At 65.5% G+C, this 24,639-nt stretch carries 19 protein-coding genes; 9 read left to right on the top strand and 10 right to left on the bottom strand.

Annotated features, from left to right (window positions below; translation table 11 throughout):
• The first annotated feature begins 24 nt into the window (after positions 1-24).
• From VI26_RS05985 to cyoE, 6 genes are all read left to right on the top strand, one after another.
• The gene (locus VI26_RS05985; protein ID WP_048408836.1) at positions 25-1,941 is read left to right on the top strand and encodes a transcription antiterminator; all 1,917 of its coding nucleotides are present in this window, start codon (positions 25-27) and stop codon (positions 1,939-1,941) included.
• Between the two features lie 773 nt (positions 1,942-2,714).
• The gene (gene cyoA / locus VI26_RS05980) at positions 2,715-3,650 is read left to right on the top strand and encodes a ubiquinol oxidase subunit II (RefSeq protein ID WP_331282532.1); all 936 of its coding nucleotides are present in this window, start codon (positions 2,715-2,717) and stop codon (positions 3,648-3,650) included.
• A gap of 7 nt (positions 3,651-3,657) precedes the next feature.
• Positions 3,658-5,700: a cytochrome o ubiquinol oxidase subunit I gene (cyoB, locus tag VI26_RS05975; protein WP_048408835.1), complete on the top strand. Its 2,043-nt coding sequence runs from the start codon at positions 3,658-3,660 to the stop codon at positions 5,698-5,700.
• A gap of 14 nt (positions 5,701-5,714) precedes the next feature.
• Positions 5,715-6,329, top strand: coding sequence for a cytochrome o ubiquinol oxidase subunit III (gene cyoC / locus VI26_RS05970; protein ID WP_048408834.1), 615 nt, complete (start codon positions 5,715-5,717; stop codon positions 6,327-6,329).
• A complete protein-coding gene (cyoD, locus tag VI26_RS05965; protein ID WP_048408833.1) occupies positions 6,326-6,646 on the top strand; it encodes a cytochrome o ubiquinol oxidase subunit IV in 321 nt (106 codons plus the stop codon). The genes cyoC and cyoD overlap by 4 nt, the downstream gene beginning before the upstream one ends.
• A 22-nt stretch (positions 6,647-6,668) precedes the next feature.
• Positions 6,669-7,574 carry a heme o synthase gene (gene cyoE / locus VI26_RS05960; RefSeq protein WP_048408832.1) on the top strand — a complete coding sequence of 302 codons (906 nt, stop codon included), beginning with the start codon at positions 6,669-6,671 and terminating at the stop codon, positions 7,572-7,574.
• Between the two features lie 71 nt (positions 7,575-7,645).
• On the opposite strand, the gene VI26_RS05955 is transcribed toward cyoE, so the two are convergent.
• From VI26_RS05955 to VI26_RS05910, 10 genes are all read right to left on the bottom strand, one after another.
• Positions 7,646-9,610, bottom strand: a complete 1,965-nt coding sequence (locus tag VI26_RS05955; protein ID WP_048408831.1) for a biotin carboxylase N-terminal domain-containing protein — start codon at positions 9,608-9,610, stop codon at positions 7,646-7,648.
• Between the two features lie 5 nt (positions 9,611-9,615).
• The gene (locus VI26_RS05950) at positions 9,616-11,220 is read right to left on the bottom strand and encodes a carboxyl transferase domain-containing protein (protein ID WP_048408830.1); all 1,605 of its coding nucleotides are present in this window, start codon (positions 11,218-11,220) and stop codon (positions 9,616-9,618) included.
• Between the two features lie 17 nt (positions 11,221-11,237).
• Complete coding sequence (locus VI26_RS05945) at positions 11,238-12,449, bottom strand: MFS transporter (RefSeq protein ID WP_197081398.1); 1,212 nt, start codon at positions 12,447-12,449, stop codon at positions 11,238-11,240.
• The gene (locus VI26_RS05940; RefSeq protein WP_048408829.1) at positions 12,442-13,653 is read right to left on the bottom strand and encodes an aminotransferase class I/II-fold pyridoxal phosphate-dependent enzyme; all 1,212 of its coding nucleotides are present in this window, start codon (positions 13,651-13,653) and stop codon (positions 12,442-12,444) included. The genes VI26_RS05945 and VI26_RS05940 overlap by 8 nt, the downstream gene beginning before the upstream one ends.
• Before the next feature lie 52 nt (positions 13,654-13,705).
• Complete coding sequence (gene pcaF, locus VI26_RS05935) at positions 13,706-14,908, bottom strand: 3-oxoadipyl-CoA thiolase (RefSeq protein WP_048408828.1); 1,203 nt, start codon at positions 14,906-14,908, stop codon at positions 13,706-13,708.
• 12 nt (positions 14,909-14,920) lie between these two features.
• Positions 14,921-15,589 carry an alpha/beta hydrolase gene (locus tag VI26_RS05930; RefSeq protein ID WP_048408827.1) on the bottom strand — a complete coding sequence of 223 codons (669 nt, stop codon included), beginning with the start codon at positions 15,587-15,589 and terminating at the stop codon, positions 14,921-14,923.
• 159 nt (positions 15,590-15,748) lie between these two features.
• Positions 15,749-16,570, bottom strand: a complete 822-nt coding sequence (locus tag VI26_RS05925; protein WP_048408826.1) for a 3-keto-5-aminohexanoate cleavage protein — start codon at positions 16,568-16,570, stop codon at positions 15,749-15,751.
• A 50-nt stretch (positions 16,571-16,620) separates the two neighbouring features.
• A complete protein-coding gene (locus tag VI26_RS05920; RefSeq protein WP_197081397.1) occupies positions 16,621-17,577 on the bottom strand; it encodes a DMT family transporter in 957 nt (318 codons plus the stop codon).
• 181 nt (positions 17,578-17,758) lie between these two features.
• Positions 17,759-18,520, bottom strand: coding sequence for a helix-turn-helix domain-containing protein (locus tag VI26_RS05915; RefSeq protein WP_048408825.1), 762 nt, complete (start codon positions 18,518-18,520; stop codon positions 17,759-17,761).
• A gap of 247 nt (positions 18,521-18,767) precedes the next feature.
• The gene (locus tag VI26_RS05910) at positions 18,768-20,795 is read right to left on the bottom strand and encodes a glycoside hydrolase family 3 protein (RefSeq protein ID WP_048408824.1); all 2,028 of its coding nucleotides are present in this window, start codon (positions 20,793-20,795) and stop codon (positions 18,768-18,770) included.
• Between the two features lie 457 nt (positions 20,796-21,252).
• Here VI26_RS05910 and dusA point away from each other — a divergent pair, with 457 nt between their 5' ends.
• The 3 genes from dusA (at position 21,253) to rdgB (ending at position 24,626) form a co-directional block, all read left to right on the top strand.
• On the top strand, positions 21,253-22,266 hold the full coding sequence (dusA, locus tag VI26_RS05905) for a tRNA dihydrouridine(20/20a) synthase DusA (protein ID WP_255360799.1): 1,014 nt from the start codon (positions 21,253-21,255) through the stop codon (positions 22,264-22,266).
• Positions 22,267-22,639: 373 nt separating this feature from the next.
• Positions 22,640-23,686, top strand: a complete 1,047-nt coding sequence (locus VI26_RS05900; protein ID WP_231580961.1) for a PotD/PotF family extracellular solute-binding protein — start codon at positions 22,640-22,642, stop codon at positions 23,684-23,686.
• A 346-nt stretch (positions 23,687-24,032) separates the two neighbouring features.
• The gene (gene rdgB, locus VI26_RS05895; protein ID WP_048408822.1) at positions 24,033-24,626 is read left to right on the top strand and encodes an RdgB/HAM1 family non-canonical purine NTP pyrophosphatase; all 594 of its coding nucleotides are present in this window, start codon (positions 24,033-24,035) and stop codon (positions 24,624-24,626) included.
• The last annotated feature ends 13 nt before the right edge of the window (positions 24,627-24,639 follow it).

The raw sequence follows: 24,639 nt of genomic DNA, 5'->3' as shown, positions 1-24,639 counted from the left end.
CGGATGGGTTTAAGAAGGAGGCTCATGGTCAAATTCCCCTATCAGCGGCTGGCCCAGGCCTTTGCCGCGCTGCAGGCGGAAGCGCTGCCGCAGGAGGAACTGGCGCGCCGGCTGGCGGTATCCACCCGCACCGTGCGCAACGACATCGACGCGCTCAACGCCATACTGGCCGAGCACGGCGCGCGCTTCGTGCTCAAGCGCGGCGAGGGCTACCGGCTGCAGACCGAGGACCCGGAACGCTTCCAGCGGGTGCGGTCGCAGTCCGGCTCCGGCCGTGCCATTCCGCGGCAGGCCGGGGAGCGGGTGCAATACCTGCTGGCGCAGTTTCTCGGCTCCGCCTACGCCTTGAAATTGCAGGACCTGGCCGATGCCTGGTGCGTCAGCCGAGCCACCTTGCAGGCTGATATGGCCGAGGTGCGCGAGCGCCTGGCCGGCTATGGCTTGAGCATAGAGGCCAAGCCGCATTACGGCATGAAGCTGCTGGGCGCGGAATCCTCCATCCGCGTCTGCCTCAGCGATCTGTTGGCGCAACTGGCGGCGGAGCGGGCGGACCATCCGCTGTTAAACGGCGATCCGGTGCTGAGCGACGCGCTGGCGACGGTGCGCGCCAGCTTGCCCGGCTGTCTGAGCCGCGCCGGCGTCCGCCTCAGCGACGACGGCGCCCAGTTCCTGAGCTTTTATTGCGCGGTGGCGGCCAAGCGCATCGTCGACGGTTTTCCCCTGCAGGATTTCTGCGGCGAGGAAACGCCGCCGGCGGCGGAGCAGGCCGCGCGCCACATCGCCGGCCTGCTGCGGCGCATGAGCGGGGTGGAGATCGCCGCCGCCGAGCAAGCCTTCCTCTGCGTCAATATCGCCGCGCGCAGCCTGAGCGGCTTGCTGCCCAGCGCGATCAACGCCGACGACGCCGACGCGCTGGTCCGCTACATCCTTGACTACATCAACCGCCATTACCGCTACGATCTGCGCGAGGATAGGCAATTGCGCGACGATCTGGTCACCCACGTCAAAACCATGATCACCCGGGTGCGCTACCAGATCAATCTGCCCAATCCAGTGCTGGCCGACATCAAGCAGCATTACGCGCTGGCCTACGACTTCACGCTGGCGGCGGTGTCGAGCTGGGCCAAGCACTCGCCGTACCGGATCTCGGAAAACGAGATCGGCTACCTGGTGCTGCATATCGGCGTGGGGCTGGAGCGTCATTACCAGATCGGTTATCTGCGCCGGCCGCAGGCGCTGCTGGTGTGCGACGGCGGCAACGCCACGCTGCGTACGCTGGAGGCGGTGTTGCAACGCCGTTTTCCGCAGCTTGAGGTGTGCGCCGCCTTGTCCTGTCAGGAATACGAGGCGCTGGAGCATGTGGCCGCCGACTTCGTGGTGTCCACGGTGCGGCTGGAGGACAAGCGCAAGCCGGTGGCGCTGTTGTCGCCGTTTCCGTCGGATTACCAGCTGGAGCAACTGGCGCGGCTGGTGGCGGTGGATCGTACCCGGCCCTATATGCTGGAGCGCTACTTTTCCGCCCCGCATTTCTGGGTGGCGGAACCGGGGCTGAGCCAGCAGGCCTTGTTCGAGCGCGTTTGCGGACAGCTGCGCGAGGAGGGCTATGTCGATGCCGATTTCCTGCCCTCGGTGCGCGAGCGCGAGGACATTCTCAGCACAATGCTGGGCGACGGCATCGCCTTGCCGCACTCGCTGGGCTTGCTGGCGCGCAAGACCACGGTATGCACCATCATCGCGCCGCACGGCGTCGCTTGGGGCGAGGGCGGCGCGGCGCGGGTGATCTTCCTGCTGGCGATCAGCAAGACCGAGTACGAGGAGGCGATGGCGATCTACGATCTGTTCGTGTCCTTCATGCGCCAGCGCGCCGCGGCGCGGCTGGCGGAGAGTCGGGATTTCGAGCAATTCCTGCGCAACGCGCTGCTGTGTCTGGGCGGCGACTGAGAGTCGTTCCGGCGCTCGCCGCTTCTTTCCCGGTTATCCCGCGGCATGGTGAGGTCTTCGTCGCCGCGCTTCGCTGTGAGCCATAGGAATTGCTTGATTGATTTATTGTGGTTTGTGTTGAGTCGCGTTGTTTTTGTGCACCGCAAGAGCGCGAGTTCCAGTTTTTTTGTAACAGATTGAAACTGTGCATAGGTTCGAGTATTTACTTCATGCGTTCGTTCTAGAACAAGATGGGGCTGCGCTTCGGGGAACTTTCTGTCCTTGATTCAAGACAATTCGCTCAGCATTTGTCGTGATTCCTGGTCTGATCCAGATCAAGCTTGCCCTTGAAACTTGGTGGCGAACTGTTTTTTAATAGGCCCGCTTGGCTTTCTGAACCGGGATCTCCCGCACGACACATGCGCTGTTTCGGGCCTTTCGCGCCCGTCGGAACCCGCATCGCCGCCCGAGGGTTCTCCGGCCTGTCAGCGTTGCGATGCCGGCATTGGCGCCGCCCTTGTGGCCGCTCCGCTGTCGCGCCATCCACTCGGGACGACTCGCGTCGTCCCTGTCGATTGATCATGCCGAACTTTCGATTTTGATCAGCTCGCGCTGCGATTTCCGCATTGCCTTTTGTTATGACAATGTAATTTTGCGTGGTCGTCGACCTTGCAAGGATTTGCCGTTGCCGTCCGGTCATGCACCGGACCTGGATTGCTGTTGCCGGGGCGAATGGCGCGCAAGCGCTCGCGCCCGGGCGCGATAACAAGAATGTTCAACCCGTAAAGTCGTTAATGATGAGAAACCAAAGACCCTCACGCCTGTGGCGGGGACTTGCTGTAGCTTCGGCGCTGCTGCTCGCCGGGTGTCAAGGCGGAATCCTTGATCCCAAGGGCCCGGTGGCGGCGGAGCAGAAGTCCCTGATCATCACGGCAACCGCGCTGATGCTGCTGGTGGTCATCCCGGTGATCGTGATGACCCTGTTCTTCGCCTGGAAGTACCGCGCCAGCAACAAGGACGCCGCCTACGAGCCGAAATGGTCGCACTCGACCAAGATCGAGCTGGTGGTCTGGCTGATTCCCTGCATCATCATCGCCTTCCTCGCCGTGCTGACCTGGCAGACCACCCACAAGCTGGATCCGTACCGCCCGCTGGATTCGGAGCAGAAGCCGATCGAGGTGCAGGTGGTGGCGCTGAACTGGAAATGGTTGTTCATCTACCCGGAGCAGCAGATCGCCACCGTCAATGAACTGGCCTTCCCCAGCAATGTGCCGGTGAATTTCAAGATCACTTCCGACGCGGCGATGAATTCCTTCTTCATCCCGCAACTGGGCGGCCAGATCTACGCGATGGCCGGCATGCAAACCCAATTGCACCTGCTGGCGCACGAGCCGGGCGTGTACAAGGGTTTCTCCGCCAACTACAGCGGCGCAGGCTTCTCCGGCATGAAGTTCAATGCCGTCGCCACCAAGACGCCGGCCGAGTTCGAGGCCTGGGTCGCCAAGGTCAAGGCTTCCGGCAAGGCGCTGGACGTGAACGGCTACCGCGGCCTGGTGCTGCCGAGCGAGAAGAATCCGGTGGCCTATTACAGCGCCGTCACCCCCTATCTGTTCCAGGGCGTGCTGCACAAATACATGAGCGGCCGCACCTCGTTGGCCGCTACCGAGGCCGACGTCAAACTGGCCGCGCTGGCGAAAAGCCTGTGCGAGCCGCTGACGGTGAAGGAGTAATCAAGACATGCTGTTAGGCAAACTGACGCTGGACGCCATCCCCTTCCACGAGCCCATCATCATGGGCGCGTTGGGTGGCGCCGGCCTGATCGGGCTGATGCTGGTGGCCCTGATCACCAAGATGGGCAAATGGGGTTATCTGTGGACCGAGTGGCTGACTTCGGTCGACCACAAGAAGATAGGCGTGATGTACATCATCGTCGCCATGATCATGCTGCTGCGCGGCTTCGCCGACGCGCTGATGATGCGCGCGCAACTGGCGATGGCCACCGGCGGCGCGCATGGCATCTTCCCGCCTGAACACTACGACCAGATCTTCACCGCCCACGGCGTGATCATGATCATCTTCATGGCGATGCCGTTCATGACCGGCCTGATGAACATCGTGGTGCCGCTGCAGATCGGCGCGCGCGACGTGGCCTTCCCCTTCCTGAACTCGCTGAGTTTCTGGCTGCTGGTGGCCGCGGTGATCCTGGTCAACCTGTCGCTGGGCGTGGGCAACTTCGCCCGCACCGGCTGGGTGGCTTATCCGCCGCTGGCCGGGCTGGCCTTCAGTCCGGACGTGGGGGTGGATTACTACACCTGGGCCTTGCAGATATCAGGGATAGGAACGACGCTGACGGCGATCAACTTCCTGGTCACCGTGATCAAGATGCGCGCCCCCGGCATGAAGCTGATGGAAATGCCGATCTTCACCTGGACCTGCACCTGGGCCAATGTGCTGATCGCCACCTCCTTCCCCATCCTGACCGGCGCGCTGGCCATGCTGAGCCTGGACCGCTACCTGGACTTCCATTTCTTCACCGCGGAAGCGGGCGGCAACGCGATGATGTATCTGAACCTGTTCTGGGCCTGGGGCCATCCCGAGGTCTATGTGCTGGTGCTGCCCGCCTTCGGCATTTTCTCCGAAGTGGTGTCCACCTTCACCGGCAAGCGCTTGTTCGGCCACAAGTCCATGATCTACGCCAGCGGCGCGATCTCCATCCTGGGCTTCATGGTGTGGCTGCACCACTTCTTCACCATGGGCTCCGGCGCCAGCGTCAATGCCTTCTTCGGCATCGCCACCATGATCATTTCGATCCCGACCGGGGTGAAGCTGTTCAACTGGCTGTTCACCATTTACCGCGGCCGCCTGCGCTTTGAAACCCCCATACTGTGGACGCTGGGCTTCATGGTCACCTTCTCCATCGGCGGCATGACCGGCGTGCTGATGGCGGTGCCGGGCGCGGACTTCGTGCTGCATAACAGCCTGTTCCTGATCGCCCACTTCCACAACACCATCATCGGCGGCGCGGTGTTCGGCTACCTGGCTGGCTTCACCTTCTGGTTCCCGAAAGTGTTCGGCTTCAAGCTGAACCCGAAACTGGGCAAGGCCTCGTTCTGGTTCTGGCAGATCGGCTTCATGTTCGCCTTCATGCCGCTGTACGTGCTGGGCTTCCTCGGCATGACCCGCCGCCTGAACTACACCACCAATCCGGAGTGGGAGCCGTGGCTGTACCTGGCGCTGTTCGGCGCGCTGTTGATCGCCTGCGGCATCGCCTGCCAGTTGCTGCAGATCGTGGTCAGCATCCGCGACCGCAAGCAGTTGGCCGACGTCAGCGGCGACCCGTGGAACGGCCATACCCTGGAATGGTCCACCTCGTCGCCGGCGCCGTTCTACAACTTCGCCAAGCTGCCGGTGGTGCATGACATCGACGCCTTCACCGACATGAAGGAAAAGGGCGTGGCCTACGCGGTGCCCAAGTCCTACGAACCCATCCACATGCCGCGCAACACCGCGGTGGGTCTCTATATCGGCGGCTTCACCACGGTGCTGGGCTTCGCTCTGATCTGGCATATCTGGTGGCTGGCCATCGTCGGCCTGGTGGGCATCATCGGCTGCATGCTGGCGCGCGCTTACGACAACGACCTGGACTACTACGTGCAGCCGGAGGAAGTGGAAGCCATCGAGCGCGAGCGTTTCGAAAAACTGGGCATCGATGTGGACAACTACTCCGAGCGTGAGCCGGCCCAGCCGCAAAAAGCCGCGCGTCCGACGACCACCGCGTAAGGGCTGAATCCGACATGACGACTTATGTAAAAGACGCGCACGCAGCGCACGACGACCACGAGCACCACGACAGCGGTTCGCAAACCGTGTTGGGCTTCTGGTTCTACCTGATGACCGACTGCATCCTGTTCGCCAGCGCGTTCGCGGCTTACGCCGTGCTGTTCCGCAATGTGGCGGAAGGCGTGTCCGGCAAGGAGATCTTCGATCTGCAATACGTGCTGGTGGAGACCGCGGCGCTGCTGCTGTCCTCCATCACCTACGGCTTCGCGATGATCGCCGGTCAGAAGGGCAATAAATCCGCGGTGCTGGGCTGGCTGGGCATGACCTTCCTGTTCGGCGCGGCCTTCATCGGCCTGGAAATCAACGAATTCCACCACCTGATCTCCGAGGGCCACGGCCCGCAGGTCAGCGCCTTCCTGTCGGCCTTCTTCGGCCTGGTGGGCCTGCACGGCCTGCACGTGACCGCCGGCCTGATCTGGATGGCGGTGATGATGGTGGAAGTGGCCAAGACCGGCCTGACCGGCCGCGCGATGACGCGTCTGAACTGCCTGTCGCTGTTCTGGCACTTCCTCGACATCGTGTGGATCTGCGTGTTCACCGTCGTCTACCTGAAAGGAGCCATGGGATGAGCCAGGCACATGAACACGCCGCGCACGGCAGCGTGAAAAGCTATCTGATCGGCTTCCTGCTGTCGGTGGCGCTCACCGCCATTCCGTTCTGGATGGTGATGGGCGGCGCCTTCACGCCGCAGGCGACGGCGATCGGCATCTTCGCGCTGGCGGTGGTGCAGATCGTGGTGCATCTGAAGTATTTCCTGCACCTGGACTTCAGCAAGGAGGGCAAGCTCAACACCTTCTCCTTCCTGTTCACCGGCATGGTGATCGTGCTGCTGGTCGGGCTGTCGATCTGGATCATCTACACCGCCGACGCGCTGATGATGCGCTGAGGCGGGTTTGAGAGAGACCGTCTTGACATTCAAGCGCTATCTGCAGGTGACCAAGCCGGGCATCATCTTCGGCAACCTGATCTCGGCCGTCGGCGGTTTTCTGCTGGCGGCCCAGGGCCGGGTTGACTGGAGCTTGCTGCTGGCCACCCTGGCCGGCCTCTCGCTGGTGGTGGCGTCCGGCTGCGCGATCAACAACTGCATAGACCGGGACATCGACGCCAAGATGGCCCGCACCCGCAAGCGGGTGCTGGTCACCGGCGCGATGAGCGCGCGGGCGGCGCTGGCTCATGGCCTGCTGCTCGGCCTGGCCGGCTTCTACGCGCTGTGGCGCTGGACCAATCCGCTGGCCTTCGGCTGCGTGCTGTTCGGCTTCGTCATCTATGTGGGGGTGTACAGCCTCTATATGAAGCGCCATTCGGTGTACGGCACCCTGGTGGGCAGCTTGTCCGGCGCGGTGCCGCCGGTGGCCGGCTACTGCGCGGTGACCGGCCGTTTCGACGCCGGCGCGGCCATCCTGCTGCTGATGTTCTGTCTGTGGCAGATGCCGCATTCCTACGCCATCGCTATCTTCCGTTTGCAGGATTACCAGGCGGCGGGGATTCCGGTGCTGCCGGTGGTCAAGGGCATTTCCAGCGCCAAGCGCCAGATCGTGCTCTACATCCTGGCCTTCGGCGCCGCCACCGCGATGCTGGCCTTCGGCGGCTACGCCGGCTACGGCTATCTGGCGGTGGCCGGGGCCACCAGCCTGTGGTGGCTGAAGATGGCCTTGTCCGGCTACAAGCGCAGCATCGACGACCGCGTCTGGGCGCGTCAGCTGTTCTTCTTCTCCATCGTCACCATCACCGCGCTGTCGGTGATGATGGCGGTGGATTTCCGGCAGCCGGAACGCCAACAGCTGGCCGGTTTGAGCGCGTCAGCGCAGTCCTGAACGTCAGCAAGCCAAGACAAAGCGCGGGCCGCGGCCCGCGCTTTTTTCATGGCTGAGCGGCTAGAGGCCGATCAAGCCTCGTCGGCCGCGACGCTGGCCAGCAGCTGGTCGGCGGCGACGATGTCGCCCACCTGGCAATGCAGCGCGCTGACGACGCCGGCGCGCGGCGCGTAGATGCGGTTTTCCATCTTCATCGCCTCGACGACGGCCAGCACCTGATTGGCCTCCACCCGCTCATTGACCGCCACCGGCAGCGCCACCACCGTGCCCGGCATCGGCGAGGCCACCCGCTGGCCGGCGTCGGCGTCCGCCTCGGCGGCTTCCGGCTGCTCCGCCTGCAAGCGCAGCCGATGGCCGCCCACCGTCAACTCCATGTCGTCACCGCAGGGCAGGGCGCTCCATTGCCGCCCGTCCACCTCGCCGCGCCACAGCTCGCCGTCGCGGCGCAGTTCCACGCGCAGGCTCCGTTCCGCCACCGCCGCGCGGACCTGGGCGCCTGAGCGTTCCAGCAAGCGCGCCTGCCAGCGCGAAGCGCCGGCGCGATAGCTCAGCCGGCCCAAGGGCGCGTCCGGGTCCAGCGCGGCGCGGTCGTGCGGGCCGATGCCGCCCTGCCAGGGCGAGGACGATTCGACGCAGGCCAGGGTCAGTTCGACGGCGGCGGCGCAGGCGACGGCCTCGGCCAGCGGCGCGGCTTCCGGCGCGGCGGCGAGCTGGTCGACCAGATGGGTGTCCAGCTGGCCGGCCCGCACCCGCGGCTCGCGCAGCAGCCGCTCGATGAAGCCCAGATTGGTGCTCAGGCCCGGCAGCGCGGTGTCGCGCGCGGCGGCTTGCAGCGCGTCTAAGGCCGCGGCGCGGCTGCCGCCGTGGGCGATCAGCTTGGCCAGCATCGGATCGTAGAAAGCCGGCACCTCGCCGCCGTCGCCGTCGAAAGCCGCGTCCACGCGGCAGCCTTGCGGCCAGCGCGCCAGCAGCGCCTTGCCCGGCATGGGCGCGAACTCGCGCAGCGGGTCTTCGGCGTAGACCCGGCATTCGATGGCGTGGCCGTCGGCGCGGATCTCCTCCTGGCGCAGCGGCAGGGCTTCGCCGGCGGCGACGCGCAACTGCCACTCCACCAGGTCCAGTCCGGTGACGGCCTCGGTGACCGGGTGCTCCACCTGCAAGCGGGTGTTCACTTCAAGGAAATAGAACTGGCCGTCCGGCGCCAGGATGAATTCAAAAGTGCCGGCGTTTTGGTAGCCGATGGCCGTCGCGCCGCGCACCGCGGTGTCCAGCAGCGCGGCGCGGGTGGCGGCCGGCATCGCGCAGGCCGGCGCCTCCTCGATGATTTTCTGATGACGGCGCTGCAAGGAGCACTCGCGTTCGAACAGATGCGCCACATTGCCGTGTCGGTCGCCGAACACCTGCACTTCCAGATGGCGCGGCCGCGCGATATAGCGCTCCACCAGCAGCCGGCCGTCGCCGAAGCTGGAGCGGCCGACGCGCACCGCGGCGTCCACCGCCTCGCGCAGCGCGGCTTCTTCCCACACCACTTGCATGCCCTTGCCGCCGCCGCCGGCCACCGGCTTGAGAATGACCGGGTAGCCGATCTCGGCGCAACTCTCCAGGATCAGACCGTAGGATTCGGTGGCTTCCGCCGAGCCCGGCGTCACCGGCACGCCTGCCGCCGCCATCAATTGGCGCGCGCGCGCCTTGTCGCCCATCTGGGCGATGGTGTCGGCGTCGGGGCCGATGAAGACCAGGCCGGCGGCGGTCACCGCGCGGGCGAAGTCGGCGTTTTCCGACAGGAAGCCGTAACCGGGATGGATGGCCTCGCAGCCGCTGTCCAGCGCCGCGGCGATGATGGCCTCGCCGTTCAGATAGCTGGCGCTGGCCGGGGCCTCGCCTATCCAGCGCCGCTCCGCGGCCCCTTCCAGATGCGCGGCGCCGGCGTCGGCCGTGGAGTAGACGGCGACATGCTCGATGCCGAGCCGCCGGCAGCTGCGGGCGATGCGGCGCGCGATCTCGCCGCGGTTGGCGATCAAAATTCGTTTGAACATGGTGTTTACATCCTGAATACGCCGAAGCGGGTGTCTTGGACCGGGGCGGCGGCGGCCAGCGCCAGGCTGAGCGCCAGCCATTCTCGGGTCTGGGCCGGGTCGACGATGGCGTCCACCCACATGCGGGCCGCCACGTACAGCGCCTGGCCCTGGCGCTCGTAGGCGTCGCGGATCGGCCGCTTGAAGTTTTCCTCTTCTTCCGGCGTCCAGGCCTTGCCCTGTTTTTCCAATTGCTCGGCGCGGATCAGCGCCAGCACCGTCGCCGCCTGTTCGCCGCCCACCACCGTGGTCTTGGCGTTGGGCCACATCGCCATCAACTGCGGGCCGATGGCGCGGCCGCACATGGCCAGATTGCCGGCGCCGTAGCTGCCGCCGATCAGGATGCTGAACTTGGGCACGCGGGCGCAGGAGGCGGCGTTGACCATCTTGGCCCCGTGTTTGGCGATGCCGCCGGCCTCGTATTCCGCGCCCACCATGAAGCCGTTGATATTGTGCAGGAACAGCAGCGGAATGCCGCGTTGGGCGCAGAGTTCGATGAAGTTGGCCGCTTTTTGCGCGCTTTCCGAGAACAGCACGCCGTCGTTGATCAGCACGCCCACCGGATAGCCGCCGATGTGGCCGGTGCCGCACAAAATGGTGGCGCCGAAACGGGCGCGGTATTCGGCGAAGGCGGAGTCGTCCAGCAGCCGGGCCAGGATTTCCCGCGCCGGAATATGTTCGCGCGGGTTGGCGCTGACGATGCCGGCCAGTTCCGCCGGATCGTAACGCGGCGGTTGCGGCGCTTGCGGCGGCGCGTACTGCCGACCGCGGCCGCGGCGCGCGACGATGTCCCGCATCAGCCGCAGCGCGTGCTCGTCGCTGAGCGCGTAGTGGTCCGCCACCCCGCTGTCGCGGGCGTGCACATCGGCGCCGCCCAGGGTTTCCGCGTCCACGATCACGCCGGTGGCGGCGCGCACCAGTTGCGGGCCGCCCAGGAAGATGGAGCCGTTGCCGCGCACGATGATGGTTTCGTCGCTCATCGCCGGGATGTAGGCGCCGCCGGCGGTGCAAGAGCCGAGCACCGCCGAGATCTGCGGCAGGCCCAGCGCCGACATCTCGGCGATATTGCGGAAGATGCGGCCGAAGTGCTGCTCGTCCGGGAAGATGTCTTCCTGCAAGGGCAGGTAGACTCCGCCGGAATCCACCAGATAGAGGCAGGGCAGGCCTTGTTCACGGGCGATCTGCTGGGTGCGCAGATGCTTGCGCAGCGTCAGCGGGTAATAAGTGCCGCCCTTGACCGAGGCGTCGTTGGCGAACACCGCCACCGCGTGGCCGGCGACGATGCCGATGCCGGTGACGATGCCGGCGCAGGGCACCGCGTGCTCGTACACATCGTGGGCGGCCAGTTGGCCGATCTCCAGAAAGGGCGTGCCGGGGTCCAGCAGCAGGGATAGGCGTTCGCGCGGGGACAGCTTGCCCTTGGCCGCTTGCTTGGCGCGCGCCTCCGGGCCGCCGCCTTGCAAGGCGGCGTCGCGGGCGGCGGCGATGCGCTCGCGCAGCTGGCGGTAGGCTTCGGCGTTGCGTTCAAACGTCTCGCCGGAGGCGGGAACGCGGGATTCGATACGGGACATGGAAGAGCTTCCTCGATTCAGGCGGCGCGCGCGCGCACCTTGAACAGCACTTGCGACAGGGTCAACAGGCCCAGGGCGGCCACCGCCAGCGTCCAGGCGCCGTCGTGATGCAGCAGCACCGAGACGGTGGCGGCGATGCCGGCCAGCCCCTGCTGCAGGAAGCCGCACAGCGCCATCGCGTGAGCGCCGTGCTCCTTGGCGTCGCTGACGGCGGTGGCCATGCTGTTGGGGAACAGCACCGCCTGGCCGAAAATGGTCAGGCAGTAGAGGCCGATGAACAGCCACAGGCCGGGCAGGCGCTCCAGCAGGCCCAAGTGCCAGCCCAGCAGCATGGCCAGCGTGGCTGCGGCCAGCAGCGCCGCGCCGGCGCGCATCAGGCGCAGCCCGCCCACGCGGGCCACCAGGCGGTTCACCACCATGGCGCCGCTGAAATAGGACAGGCCGATCAACAGTCCGACGTTGCCGAAGCCGGCCACCGCCAGGCCGAAGTGCTCCTGAAACACGAAGGGGCTGACCTCTTGCAAGGTCACCGTGGTGGCGAAGCCCAGGCCGCCGGCGCAGGCCGGCCACAGAAAGCCGGGCCGGCGCAGAATGCCCCAGTACGGGCTGGGGCCGGAGGCCGCGGCGGCCGGGCGGCCGGCTTGCAGCGGCAGGCCCATGGTCAGCAGCGCCGCCACGGCGCCGGTGACCGCCATCAAGGCGAAGCCGGCTTCCCAATGACTGTATTTGCCGATCAGGCCGCCGATGAACTGGCCGCCGCCCAGCGCGGTGATGAAGGCGATGGAGAGCACGGACAATTTGCGCGCCAGATCGTCGCCGCGCCAGTGATCGCGCACGATGATGCGGGCGATGATGGCCGCGCCGCCGCCGGCGATGCCCTGCGCCACCCGCAGCGTCAGCAGCTCCGCGGCGTTGGACACGAAGGCGAGCAGCAGGCTGCAGACCACGAACAGCGCCAGCGAAATCAGCAGCGGCCCGCGCCGGCCCCAGCGGTCGGCCGCCGAGCCCCAGAACAGCACCGGTAAGGCCGCGCCCACCACATAGCCGGAAATCGACATCTCCACCAGGCTCTGGCTCATCGCCAGCTCCCGCATCACCGCCGGCAGCGAGGGCAGATACACGGTGGTGGCCATCTGCGCCATGAACACGATCAGGCAGGCCAGCGCCATCAGCCGGCCGGCCGGCTGCACCAGCGCCGCTTGCGGCGCGGCCAGGGTTTTCTCATTCATGGGCGGCTCGCAGCTGATTGAGGCAGGCGGCGAAGCGTTCTATCTCCTGCGTGCTCATATTGGCACGGATCATGATGCGCAGGCCGGCGCGGCCCTTGGCGATCACCGGGAAGAAGATGGGCGAGGTGTAGAAACCGTCTTCCAGCAAGCTCTTGGCGTAGAAGATGGTGTTTTCCTCCGAGCCGATGGAGACGAAGCGGATGGGCAGCGGCTCGCTGCTATTGTCCGAGGCCACGTGCTGGTCGAACAGGCGGATATTGTCCTGCAGCCGTTGTTGCAGACGCGGCAGCTCCTCGGAGCGGTGAATGGCCGCCGACTGGATGATGGCGCCCAGGCCGGCGGTGTTGATGCGCTGCGACCAGGTCACCGGCCCGCCGAAGCGGGTGGCCAGCTTGCGGCGCTCCGCGTCGTGGCGCGGGCCCAGGAAGATGGCGCCGCCGGACGCGCCGAAGCCCTTGTTCAGCGAGGTGACGATCAAGGTGCGCTCATTGATGCCGCCCATGGTTTCCAGCACCAGGCCGCGGCCATGGCGGCCCAGCGTGGACAGGCCATGGGCTTCGTCGAAGAACAGGAACAAGCCGTATTTGTCCTGCAGCGCCAGCAGCTCCGGCACCGGCGCCATGCCGCCGGTGCTGTAGACCCCGTCGGCGACGTAGGCCACGCGCGCATGGGTCTTGCACAGGTCTTCCAGCGCGTTCAGATCGTTGTGGCGTATGGTCTGGATCTCGGCCTCGTCGGCGCAGATCGGCTTCATCATGTTCAGGCAGAAGTGGGCGTTCTTGTCGAACACCATCAAGGGCGGCACGTCCTCGGTCAGCGCGCCGGAGGCCAGCAGGGGCAGGGCGGCCGCGGCGGCGGCGGCGCAGGACGGCACGGTCAGCGTTTCCGCGTCCACCAGCTCCGCCAGCGCGTCCTCCGCCTGCTGCAGGATGTCGAACTGCACCCGGATGCGCGAAATCGAGGTGTTCAGCGAGCCGGTGTTCAATACCGCGTCCGCCGCCGCCTGCAGGATGTCCGGGTGCGAGTCCAGGCCCAGATAGGAATAGGACGACATATTGACGAAGCGCTTGCCGTTGGCCACCGCCTCGTGACGGCCGTCGCCCAGGTTGCGGGTGACGATATTGGCCATGCCGGCCTGGGTGGTGATGTCCCAGAAGCTGTTGCTCAACTGGATGGCTTTTTTGATATTGGCGTGTTGATGCATGTTTCCCCCCTCGTATGGTTTGACGGCGGCCGTCAAGGCCGCCTCGTCCGGCCTACACCCGTTCCAGAATCAGCGCCAGGCCCTGTCCCACGCCCACGCACATGGTGCACAGCGCGTAGCGCTTGCCGCCGGCCTGCAATTGCGCGGCGGCGGTCAGCGCCAGCCGGCTGCCGCTCATGCCCAGCGGGTGGCCGAGCGCGATGGCGCCGCCCTTGGGGTTCACCCGTTCGCAATCGTCGGGCAGGCCCAGCGCGCGGGTGACCGCCAGCGCCTGGGCGGCGAAGGCCTCGTTCAGTTCGATGACGTCGATGTCCTCGATGCCGAGGCCGGCCTGGCGCAGCGCCTTGCGGCTGGCCTCGATCGGGCCCGCGCCCATGATGCGCGGCGCGATGCCGGAGCTGGCCGAGGCCAGCACCCGCGCGCGCGGACGCAGGCCGTGGCGTTGCGCCGCCGCGGCCGAGGCGATGATCATCGCCGCCGCGCCGTCGTTGACGCCGGAGGCGTTGCCGGCGGTGATGCTGGACTCCGGGCCGAACAGCGCCTTGAGCTTGGCCAGTTCCTCCAGAGAGGTCTGGCGCGGATGCTCGTCGCGGCTGACGATGAGCGGGTCCTGCTTGCGGCGCGGGATCGTCACCGGGATGATCTCCTCGGCGAAGAGGCCGGTTTCCAGCGCGGCGAAATAACGCTGCTGGCTGCGCAGCGCGAAGGCGTCCTGATCCTGGCGGCTGATGCCGAATTCGCGCGCCACGTTCTCCGCGGTAGCCGGCATGGTGTCCACGCCGTATTGTTTCTCCATCGCCGGATTGACGAAGCGCCAGCCTATGGTGGTGTCGTAGATCTGCATGTCGCGGCCGAAGGCTTTGTCCGATTTCGGCATCACGAAGGGCGCGCGCGACATGGATTCCACGCCGCCGGCGATCAGCAGCTCGGCCTCGCCGGACTTGACGGCGCGCGCCGCCAGCGCCACCGCGTCCAGGCCGGACGCGCACAGGCGGTTCACGGTCAGGCCCGGGACGCTCTCCGGATAGCCGGCCAGCAGCAAGCTCATGCGGGCCACGTTGCGGTTGTCCTCGCCGGCCTGGTTGGCGCAGCCCAGGATGACTTCGTCTATCGCCGCCGGGTCCAGGCCTGGATTGCGCTCCAGCAGCGCGCGCAGCGGCGCCGCGGCCAGATCGTCGGCGCGCACGCCGGACAAGGCGCCGCCGAAGCGGCCGATGGGGGTGCGCACGGCGTCGCAGATGAAAGCGTCGGTCATCGCGGTCTCCTCTCAGCTCAAGCTGGTTTGCGGTTGCAACAGCGCGGACAGCAGATCGCGCGCGGCGTCGATCTCGTCGGCGCAAACGTGGTGGGGCATGTCCGGGTAAACGCGGAAATCCACCTCGGCGCCGGCGCGGCGGAAGGCCTCGGCGCTGCGTTCGATGCGCTCCAGCGGCATCCAGCTGTCGCTGTCGCTGGTGCCGAAGAAGGCCGGGAAGTCCAGCGCCGCGGACGGCGCGCCCCAGGCGGCCTCGTCGGGGCCGAACAGGCCGCCGGAGAAGGCGATCAGCCCGCCTATCGGGCGTGGGCGGCGATAGATGAACTCGGCGGCCAGGCAAGCGCCCTGGGAGAAGCCCATCAGCACGATCCGGCTGTCGGCGAAGCCGTAGCCGCGCAGTTCCTCGATGGTGGCCTCTACGCAGTCCAGCGCCTGGTCCAGCGCGGGCTGATTGCTCTCTAGCGGCGCCATGAAGCTGTGCGGATACCAAGTGCGGTCCTTGGCGATGGGCAGGATGTAGGCGACGTCGGCCAGGCCGATGGCCTCGCCGTTCTTGTAGGCGTCCTGGGCGCTCTGGCGGCGGCCGTGCAGCAGCACCACGGCGAGCTTGGCCTGGTTCAGCGGCGCGCCGTAGATTTCCAGGCCGTGTTCTTTATGCGGATTCGGATCGATCGTGCTCATGTAGTGTGTCCTTTGAATGGCTTGGCGTTACGATCTGCTGCGTGTCGGCGATACGGCGTTGAAACCGTCTTTAGAATGCTCATGCACCGTATGCACACTCCGCTTCTTCAGTCGTTTTCGCCTTGTCTCGCTCTTGCTCGCGAGAACGTAAACATGTTCTTAGTAGATGCCCAGAATCTGCTTGGCTTCGGCGGGGGAGGCGATCTCGCGGCCGACTTCGCCGGCCAGGCGCGCCAGGCGCTCCACCAATTGGGCGTTGTCTCGGGCCAGTTCGCCGTAGCGGTAATAGACGTTGTCTTCCAGGCCGGTGCGCACATGGCCGCCCAGCAGCAGGGTGTGCAGATTGATCGCCAGCTGGTGTTTGCCTATGCCCAGCGCCGACCACACGCTGTCCTGCGGAATGCTTTCGACGAAATGCAGCAGGTTCTTGCAGGTGGCGGCCGCGCCGCCCTGTATGCCCATGGCGAAGCTGAAGCACAGCGGGCCGCTCAGATAGCCGTCTTCCTGCAGTTTCAACGCTTCGCCGATGATGCCCTGGTGATAGACCTCGATCTCCGGCTTGGCGCGGTATTCACGGATGTCCAGCGCCAGCGCGCGAGCCAGCTCCGGCGGGTTGATGAAGGGCTTGCTGCCGTGGTTGACCGAGCCGCAGTTGAAGGAGGCGATGTCCGGACGGAAGGGCAGATGGTTCCAGGCTTCCTTCTTCTCCAGCTGTGGCGGCAGATTGAGGCCGGAGGTGCTCAGATTGATCAGGATGTCGCAGCGCTCGCGGATGCGGCGGACGATATCGCCGTAGATGTCCGCGTCGTAGCTGGGCGTGCCGTCTGGGTTGCGGGCGTGGATGTGGACCACCGAAGCACCGGCGTTCCAGCATTCATAGGCGGCCTGGGCGATTTCTTCCGGCGAAAACGGCACGCCCGGATGTTTCTGCCGGCTGGTGATGCCGCCGTTGACGGCGGCGGTGATGATGAGTTTTTGCATGGTGGGAAAGCTCTCTAAACAGGGATGGGGAAGCGAGAAGGCGCGTGCGCTCAAATCTTGTTGTCGGCGGCCGCGGTTTGCGGCTGGCCGGCGGTGTCCGGGCGCTTGGATACCAGATAAATGCCGACGCCGATCAGCACGCCGCCGATCAGCTCATGCAGCGACAGCGAATAGCCGAAGGCGGCGAAGGAAATCAGGGTGGCGAACAGCGGGGACAGAAACAGGAAACCGCTGGTGCGCACCGCGCCGCCCAGGTCCAGCGCCATGAACCACAGCGCCATCGCGCCGGTGGTGGCCGGCAGCGCCAGCCATAGGAAGGCGGCCAGCACCCGCTCGCTGTGAGGCAGTGTCGGGACTTCGCCGCCGGCCCAGGCCAGCAACGCCAGGCAGGCCGAGCCCACCAGCATCTGCCAGAAGGTCAGCGCCCAGACATTGATCACGATGCGGCTGCCCTTGATCACCAGCGTGGACGCCGCCCAGCAGGCGGCGCCGCACAAGACCAGCGCGTCGCCGGCGCCGAAGCCGTCCAGCTTGTTCAGGCCGATGCAGACAGCGACGCCGAAGAAGGCCAGGACCAGGCCGACGGCGGCCAGAGGGTGGATTTTTTCCTTCAGCGCCAGCCGCGACATCAAGGCCACGATCAGCGGGGTGCAGGCCATCAGGATGGCGGCCTTGGCCGGGGTGGTGCTGCGCAAGCCGATATTGAGAAAGCCCATTGATCCGGCGGTCTGCAACAGCCCGATCAGCACCAGCACGCCCCAGGGGCGAGGGCGGACGAAGGCGCGCGGATAGCGGAAGCGCTGCCACAGCAGAATGGGCACGATGCCGGCGGCGGCGGCGGTGAAACGCGCCACAGCGGCCCACAAGGGCGGCATTTCCGACAGCACGATCTTGGAGGTTGGAAAAGTGGAGCCGAACAGAAAGGTGGCGGCCAGAATCAGCAACCAATAGCGTTTGGCGTTGTAGTTGGGATGAGACATGGTCACCTGGCCAGGCAGCGGTTTCAATAGCCATTTATCATATTGAAACGGTTTGGTTCAGGCTTCTTGCAAGCGGACAATTACTGCGTCAAAACGGACAATCATGCTGCGCTGCGGCAAAGCCGTGTCGGCGCGCGGGTCCGCGGGGCGGAGGAGGGGCGGTTCAAAGCCTCGCTTTTGTCGGCGGGGCTTTGAACCGCGGATGGGATCAGGAGAAGTACTGGCTGGGGGCCGCGTTCATGATGCGGCGGAACATGGAGGAAAACGCGCCGGGCGTTTCATAACCCAGATCGGAGGCGATCAGGGTCACCGGCTCGCCGGCGCCCAGCCGCGGCAGGGCCGACATCGCGCACACTTGCTGGCGCCAGTACAGATAAGACATGCCCAGCTCCTGCTGGAACAGCCGCGCCAGCGTGCGGCTGGACGCGCCTACCAGTTCCGCCCATTCGTTAAGCCCGCGGCGGTCGCCGGGATTGGCCAGAATCGCCGAGCACACCCGCTGCAAGCGTTGGTCGCTCAGCGGCGGCAGCGGCAAGGCCGTTTCGCCCGACCATTCGATTTCGTCGATCAGCAAGTCCAGCAAGCGGCCTTCTTTTTGATCTGCGTGCGGAATGCCGCGCGTGCGCATCAGGCGGATGATGAGTTCCCGCATCAGCGGCGAAATGGCGATGGCTTTGGAGTGGCGCGGCAGTTGCGCCAGATAGTGCGGGGACTGGATGTACAGGGTACGCAAGGACACCGTGCCGCGTGCGCGCATGCTGTGCTCCACCGCGGGCGGCATCCAGACGCCGCGCTGTGGTGGCACCAGCCACAGACCATCGGCGGTGGATAGTTCCATCACGCCGGAAACGGCGAAAATCAGCTGGCCTTCTCGGTGTTGGTGGCGGCCGACTTGATGACCGCTGGGAAAGTCCTTGGACATGCTCCACGCGGCGAAGTCCGGCAGGGCGTCATTGGATTCTATGGCCATGCGCTTGCTTTCTTATTTGAGGGTAGCCCGGTTCCGCGCGGCTTGCGGCCCTGTTGTGCGGGCATCTTCAGCCGTCGGTTCAGGCTCATGATACTGCAGTGCACAAAATATTCATACAGTATAAATTGTGTCTATTTCAATGCGAATGCCTTGGGGCGGCGGAGCCGCCCGCCGCAGGGACGAAAGAAAACACCGCGGCCGGAAGGCCGCGGTGCGCAGGAGGATGGTTAAGAATAGCGATGCTTCGTCAGAAGCTCAGCCCAAAGCCGCGCGCGTAGCGCAGCGCGCCCGGCTGGCCGTTTTCGTCCAGCGCGTGGATGGCCACCGGCAGCTTGCCGCCGGGCGGGTTCGCGCCCAGCATCACGTCCACCAGCGCCGGCATGGAGGGCCCGCGCAGGCCGTTCTCATAGCCGTAGTAGGCGTAGGTGGCCAGCGTGGCGTCGGCCAGATCGTCGTAATTGATCACGTCGTAAGGCGCGCGCAGGGTCACGTGGATCAGCTTCTTGCCTTGCCGCTTGGCGTATTCCATCGCATTGCGCATTTGCTGCGCCTCGCTGAGCGGCGGCGCGGACAGGCTGCGGGCGAAGCGGGTCCGGAGCGCGGGCAGGTCTTCCGCCACATTGAAGACCAGGGAACCGTTGCCAGCGGCCGGCGCCGGCTCGGCTTGCAGGCTGCGCTTCATCCGCGGCGCGATGGCCGGCGCGTTGGGGTCGCCGTTGCGTTCCACCGGGCTGACGCCGGTGGCCAGGGTGCCGATGACGACCACGTCGGCCTGATCGATCGCCTGTTGCTGCGCTTCCCACGGCGTGGCGCTCAGTTTGGCACCGCTGACCTGGCGATAGCCTTTCTCATCAAAGCGGCGACGCATCGCCTCGGCCTGTTCGCCCCAGGGCGTCAGGATGAAGATGCGCTGGCTGGGCGAGCGCAGCGGCAGCGCCGCGCCCTGATTGCGCAGCAGGGTGATGGATTGCCGGGTGATTTTAGTTTCCACCGCGCGATGCTCCGCGCTGCCTATGGTGCTCAGCGCCGGCAGCGGCTTGGCCTCGCCGGCCGGGGTGACCTCGTTGCGCAGCTTCATCGCCACGATGCGCCGCGCCGAGCGGTCCAGCTCGGCGCGGTTGATCCGGCCGTCCGCCACCGCGGCGGCCACCTGGTCTATCAGCTGGCGCAGCCGGCCGGCCTGCGCCGCGGTGCGGAACTCGGTGGGCATCAGCGCGATGTCGACGTCGGCCTGGAACACCTTGATCACCGCGTCGGCCTGCTCGAAGAAATCGCTGATGCCCTTCATGTCCAGCGCGTCGGTGACGGTGACGCCCTGGTAGCGCATCTCGCCGCGCAGCAGATCGTGCTGGATTTTGCGCGACATCGTCGCCGGCGCGATCATGCGTTCGCCGTTGCGGGCGGTGATCAGGCTGCTGTCCAGCGCCGGATACTGGATGTGGGCGGTCATGATCATCTCCGGCGCCTGGCCGGAGGCGATGGCCTGGCGGTAGGGCGCCAGGTCGATGGCGTAGGCGTCGGCGCGCGATTTGTTCACCACCGGCAGGCCGTAATGGGAGTCGGTGGCGGTGTCGCCGTGGCCGGGGAAGTGCTTGAAGGAGCCGATAACCCCTTGCTCGCGCATGCCCTGCGTGGTGGCCTGCCCCAGCAGGCTGATGGTGGCCGGATCATCGCCGTAGGCGCGGACATTGATCACCGGATTGAGCGGATTGCTGTTGACGTCCACGTCCGGAGCGAAATTGACGTTGAAGCCGACGGCGCGGATCTCGGCGGCCAGCACCCGGCCGGAGTCGCGGGCGAGGCCGCTGTCCCGTGTCGCCTGATAGGCGGCGCCCAGCGCCATATTGCCGGGAAAGCTAGTGGCCAGCGGGCGCGGCAGGCGGAACACATTGCCGCCTTCCTGGTCCGATCCGATCAGCAGGCCGACCGGGCTGTTCTGCGGCCGTGCCTGGCGGATCTGCTCGGACAGACGGCGGGTTTGCTGCAAATCGCTCAGATTGTTGGCGAACAGAATCACGCCGCCGATGGCGTTGTCGCGCAGCGCGCGGCTGGCGGCGTCCGGCAAATCGGTCATGCCGGCGGTGCAGGCGGGCTGATCGTCCGGGCACCAGTAGCGGAAGGCCATCATGATTTTCTGGCCGATCTTCTCGCGGACGCTCATTTGTTCGACGATGCGCGCGGCTTGCTGCTCGACGCTGGGCTGCTCCAAGCAGCCGCTCAGCAAGGCCGGCAACAGCATCAGCGCCGGCAGGCGCAGGGAAAGTGATTTGGACATGGTTCAACCTTGTGCTGAAGTGGAAACATCCGGAATGGCGGGCCGCCCCGTTTTTGCCGCTTGTTATATCGGCCTAGGCTTAGGCCCGTGGACAGTCGTGGAGGCTGGGATCTCTTTTTATGAATATATTCATTTGTGAATGGTTGTTGTTAGTAATGGATTGCGCGTCGGACGCCCCTGCCAGGGCGCGCTCGGCGCGAACAAGCGCTCGCCGAGACTAAAGCTTATGAAATTCAATTTTTGAAAAAGTTGCCTGCGGCAAGGAATTGCCTGGCGCTGTGCGGCGCATCTACTTGATTGCTTGGCGTTTTTGTCTCAATGCTTGACCCTGGATCGGCTACGGGAGGATAATTCATGCCTTTTTTCAAACGCTTAGCGCGCTGGCGGGCCGGTTGGCCGCCGACGCTGGGTGGCGATTTGCTTTCGGGTGGATAGGGATACGATGCAGGACAGCGGAGTGAAGCATTCTAGGGTTCAGGAGAGCGGCGGCTTGCCGCCGCGCCGCCTGTCGGTGGCGCCGATGCTGGATTGGACCGACCGTCACTACCGCTATTTCGCGCGTCAGATCACCCGGCATACCTGGCTCTACACCGAGATGGTCACCACCGGCGCGCTGCTGCATGGCGACGTCGAACGCCACCTGCGCTTCGACGAGGCGGAACACCCGCTGGCGCTGCAACTGGGCGGCAGCGAGCCGGCGGAGCTGGCGCGCTGCGCCAGGCTGGCGGCGGAATGGGGTTACGACGAAGTCAATCTGAACGTGGGCTGTCCGTCGGAGCGGGTGCAAAAGGGCGCTTTCGGCGCCTGTCTGATGGCCGAGCCGCAATTGGTGGCCGACTGCGTCAAGGCGATGCGCGACGCGGTGTCCATCGACGTGACGGTCAAGCACCGCATCGGCATCGATCGCATCGAGCATTACGATTACCTGCGCGACTTCGTCGAGCAAGTGGCGGACGCCGGCTGCCGCACCTTCATCGTCCATGCGCGCAACGCCATCCTCAAGGGCCTGAGCCCCAAGGAAAACCGTGAAATTCCGCCGTTGAAATATGATTACGTTTACCGGCTGAAGCGGGAACGCCCGGATCTGGAAATCCTGATCAACGGCGGTGTCAAAAGCCAGGCCGACATCGACGAGCATCTGCGCCATGTGGACGGCGTGATGGTGGGGCGCGAGGCCTACCACAATCCCTGGCTGATGGCCGATTGGGACCAGCGCTACTACGGCGTCGGCGCCGCGCCGAAGCGCGAGCAGGTGGTGGCCGCGATGATGCCCTATGTGGCTGCGCGCCTGGCCGAGGGCCACAAGACGCGCAATATCGCCCGCCACATCCTGGGCCTGTTCCAGGGCATTCCCGGCGCGCGCAATTGGCGGCGCATGCTGTCCGACGCCAAGCTGCTGGACGGCGCCGACGAGCGCCTGCTGCAACAGGCCTTGGAAGCGACGCTGGGCGCCGCCCGCCGCTCGGAATAAACAGCATGAACCGCCTGGCCGCGGCCAGGAACGGATTCGCGGCATCGGGGTCTGCTGTAGCAAGGCGAGAGCGCTGTTCTTGCCGAGGCCGGGCCCGACGCCGCCATATTTAAGAACGTGTTGACGATCCAGCGAGCAAGCGCGAGACAAGGCGGAAGCCGCCGAGAAAGCGGAAGACGCGCGTGGCGCATGAGCGTCTCGACGCCGCGCGCCGCGTCAGCTCCCGCGAAGCGCTGCGGATCGTGAACAGGTTCCAAGTCGCGGGACTTCCCAAGGGAGGCCCGCCATGGCGGCTTGCCGCCTTTTCTGTTCGCCATGCTGGTCATGGCTGTCTGGAGGTGAATCTGAATTGAAAGCGCTGAAGCTTGTCCTATTGTCCTCCGTTCTGTCGTCCGCCGTCTGGGCCGGACCCAAGGACGTCTTGCACATCTATAACTGGAGCGGCTCCTTGTCGGACGCCATCCTCCGCCAGTTCGAGAAAAGCTGTGATTGCCGCGTGGTACAGAATTACTACGGCGACAACGAGGAAATGCTGGCCAAGCTGGCGGCCGGGGCCAAGGGCTACGATATGGTGTTTCCGTCCAGCTTCGTGATCGAGGCGATGAGCAAGCAGAAGCTGCTGCAGCCGCTGGATCACGCCAAGTTGCCGAATCTGAAGAATGTCGATCCGGCCTATCTGTCCCAAAGCTACGATCCGGGCAACCGCTACACCGTGCCCACGGTGCTGTCGCTGACTTCGGTCGGCTACAACGCGGAGCGCCTGCAGAAACTGGGCATAGACCCGCACAGCTGGTCGGTGATCTTCGATCCCAAGGTGCTGCAGAAGATCAAGGGCAAGGTCACGGTACTGGACAGCTCGCGCGAGGTGTTCGCCGCCGCGCTGTTCTATTTGGGCAAGAACCCCAACACCGCCAGTCAGGCCGACTATCGCGCGGCGCAGGCGGTGATCAAGCAGGCCAAGCCCTATTGGGCCACCTTCTCCAACGCCAGTTATCTGAAAGAGCTGGCGGTGGGCAATATCTGGGTGTCGCTGGGCTATTCCACCGAGTTCTTCCAGGCCGCCGAGGACGCGCGCCTGGCCAAGCGCCGTTTCCACATCGCCAATGTGGCGCAGAAGGAAGGCAATGAACTGGGCGTGGACACCATGGCGGTGCTGGCCAGCGCCAAACGCCCGGACCTGGCGCATCAGTTCATCAACTTCATGCTGGACGGCAAGAACGCCGCCCAATTGACCAATCTCAACGGCGCCACCAATCCGGTCAAGACCGCCGCGCCCTTTTTCCGAGTGGATTTGAAAAGCCATCCGGTGATCGATCCGACGCCGGACACCGTGAAAAAATGGACGGTGCTGCGCGAACTGACGCCGGCGGAGCGGCGTTCGCTGGCGAGGATGTGGACGGAAGTGAAGGTCAGCCGTTAAGCTTGTTTTGAGCAAAGTCTGCTGCGCGTCGGCGATACGGCGTTGAAAACCGCTTCGAAATGCTCATGTACCACGTGTACATTCCGCTTTCTCAGCGGTTTTCGCCTTGTCTCGCTCTAGCTCGCTAGACTTTGAACAGGCTCTTAGCATTTGAGCAAAGTCTGCTGCGCGTCGGCGATACGGCGTTGAAAACGGCTTCGAAATGCTCATGTACCACGTGTACATTCCGCTTTCTCAGCGGTTTTCGCCTTGTCTCGCTCTAGCTCGCGAGACTTTGAATAAGTTCTTATACTTATGTCCGCAGCCCCGGCGTCGTCGGGGCTGCGTCGCATTCGATGGAGTTCTCATGTTCGACAAATTAGTGATGGCCAGCAACAACGCCGGCAAGTTGAAGGAATTCGCCGCGCTGATGGCGCCGCTGGGCATACAAGTGATTCCGCAGGGAGAGCTGCAGGTGCCGGAATGCCCGGAACCGCACCACACCTTCCTGGAAAACGCGCTGGAAAAAGCGCGTCACGCCAGCCGCGTGACCGGCTTGCCGGCGCTGGCCGACGATTCCGGCATCTGCGTCGAGGCGCTGTCCGGCGCGCCGGGCGTGTACTCGGCCCGCTACGCCGGCGAACCCAAGTCCGACGCCGCCAACAACGCCAAGCTGGTGGCGGCGCTGCAGGGCGAGGCCAATCGCCGCGCCTGGTATTACTGCGTGCTGGTCATGGTGCGCCATGCCGACGATCCGCAGCCGCTGGTGGCGGACGGCATGTGGTTCGGCGAAGTGCGCGACGAGGCCGCCGGCACCGGCGGCTTCGGCTATGACCCGCATTTCTGGCTGCCGCAGCACGGCTGTAGCGTGGCGGAGATGGACGCGGCGGAGAAGAACCGCGTCAGCCACCGCGGCCAGGCGCTGCAAGCGCTGCTGGCCAAGCTGCGCGCGCTGGCATGAAGCGGGTACCCTC

Source organism: Chromobacterium sp. LK1 (assembly GCF_001043555.1).
Lineage (GTDB): Bacteria > Pseudomonadota > Gammaproteobacteria > Burkholderiales > Chromobacteriaceae > Chromobacterium > Chromobacterium aquaticum.
The sequence above is the reverse complement of the archived record's forward strand: the minus strand, read 5'-3'. Positions and strand labels throughout refer to the sequence as shown.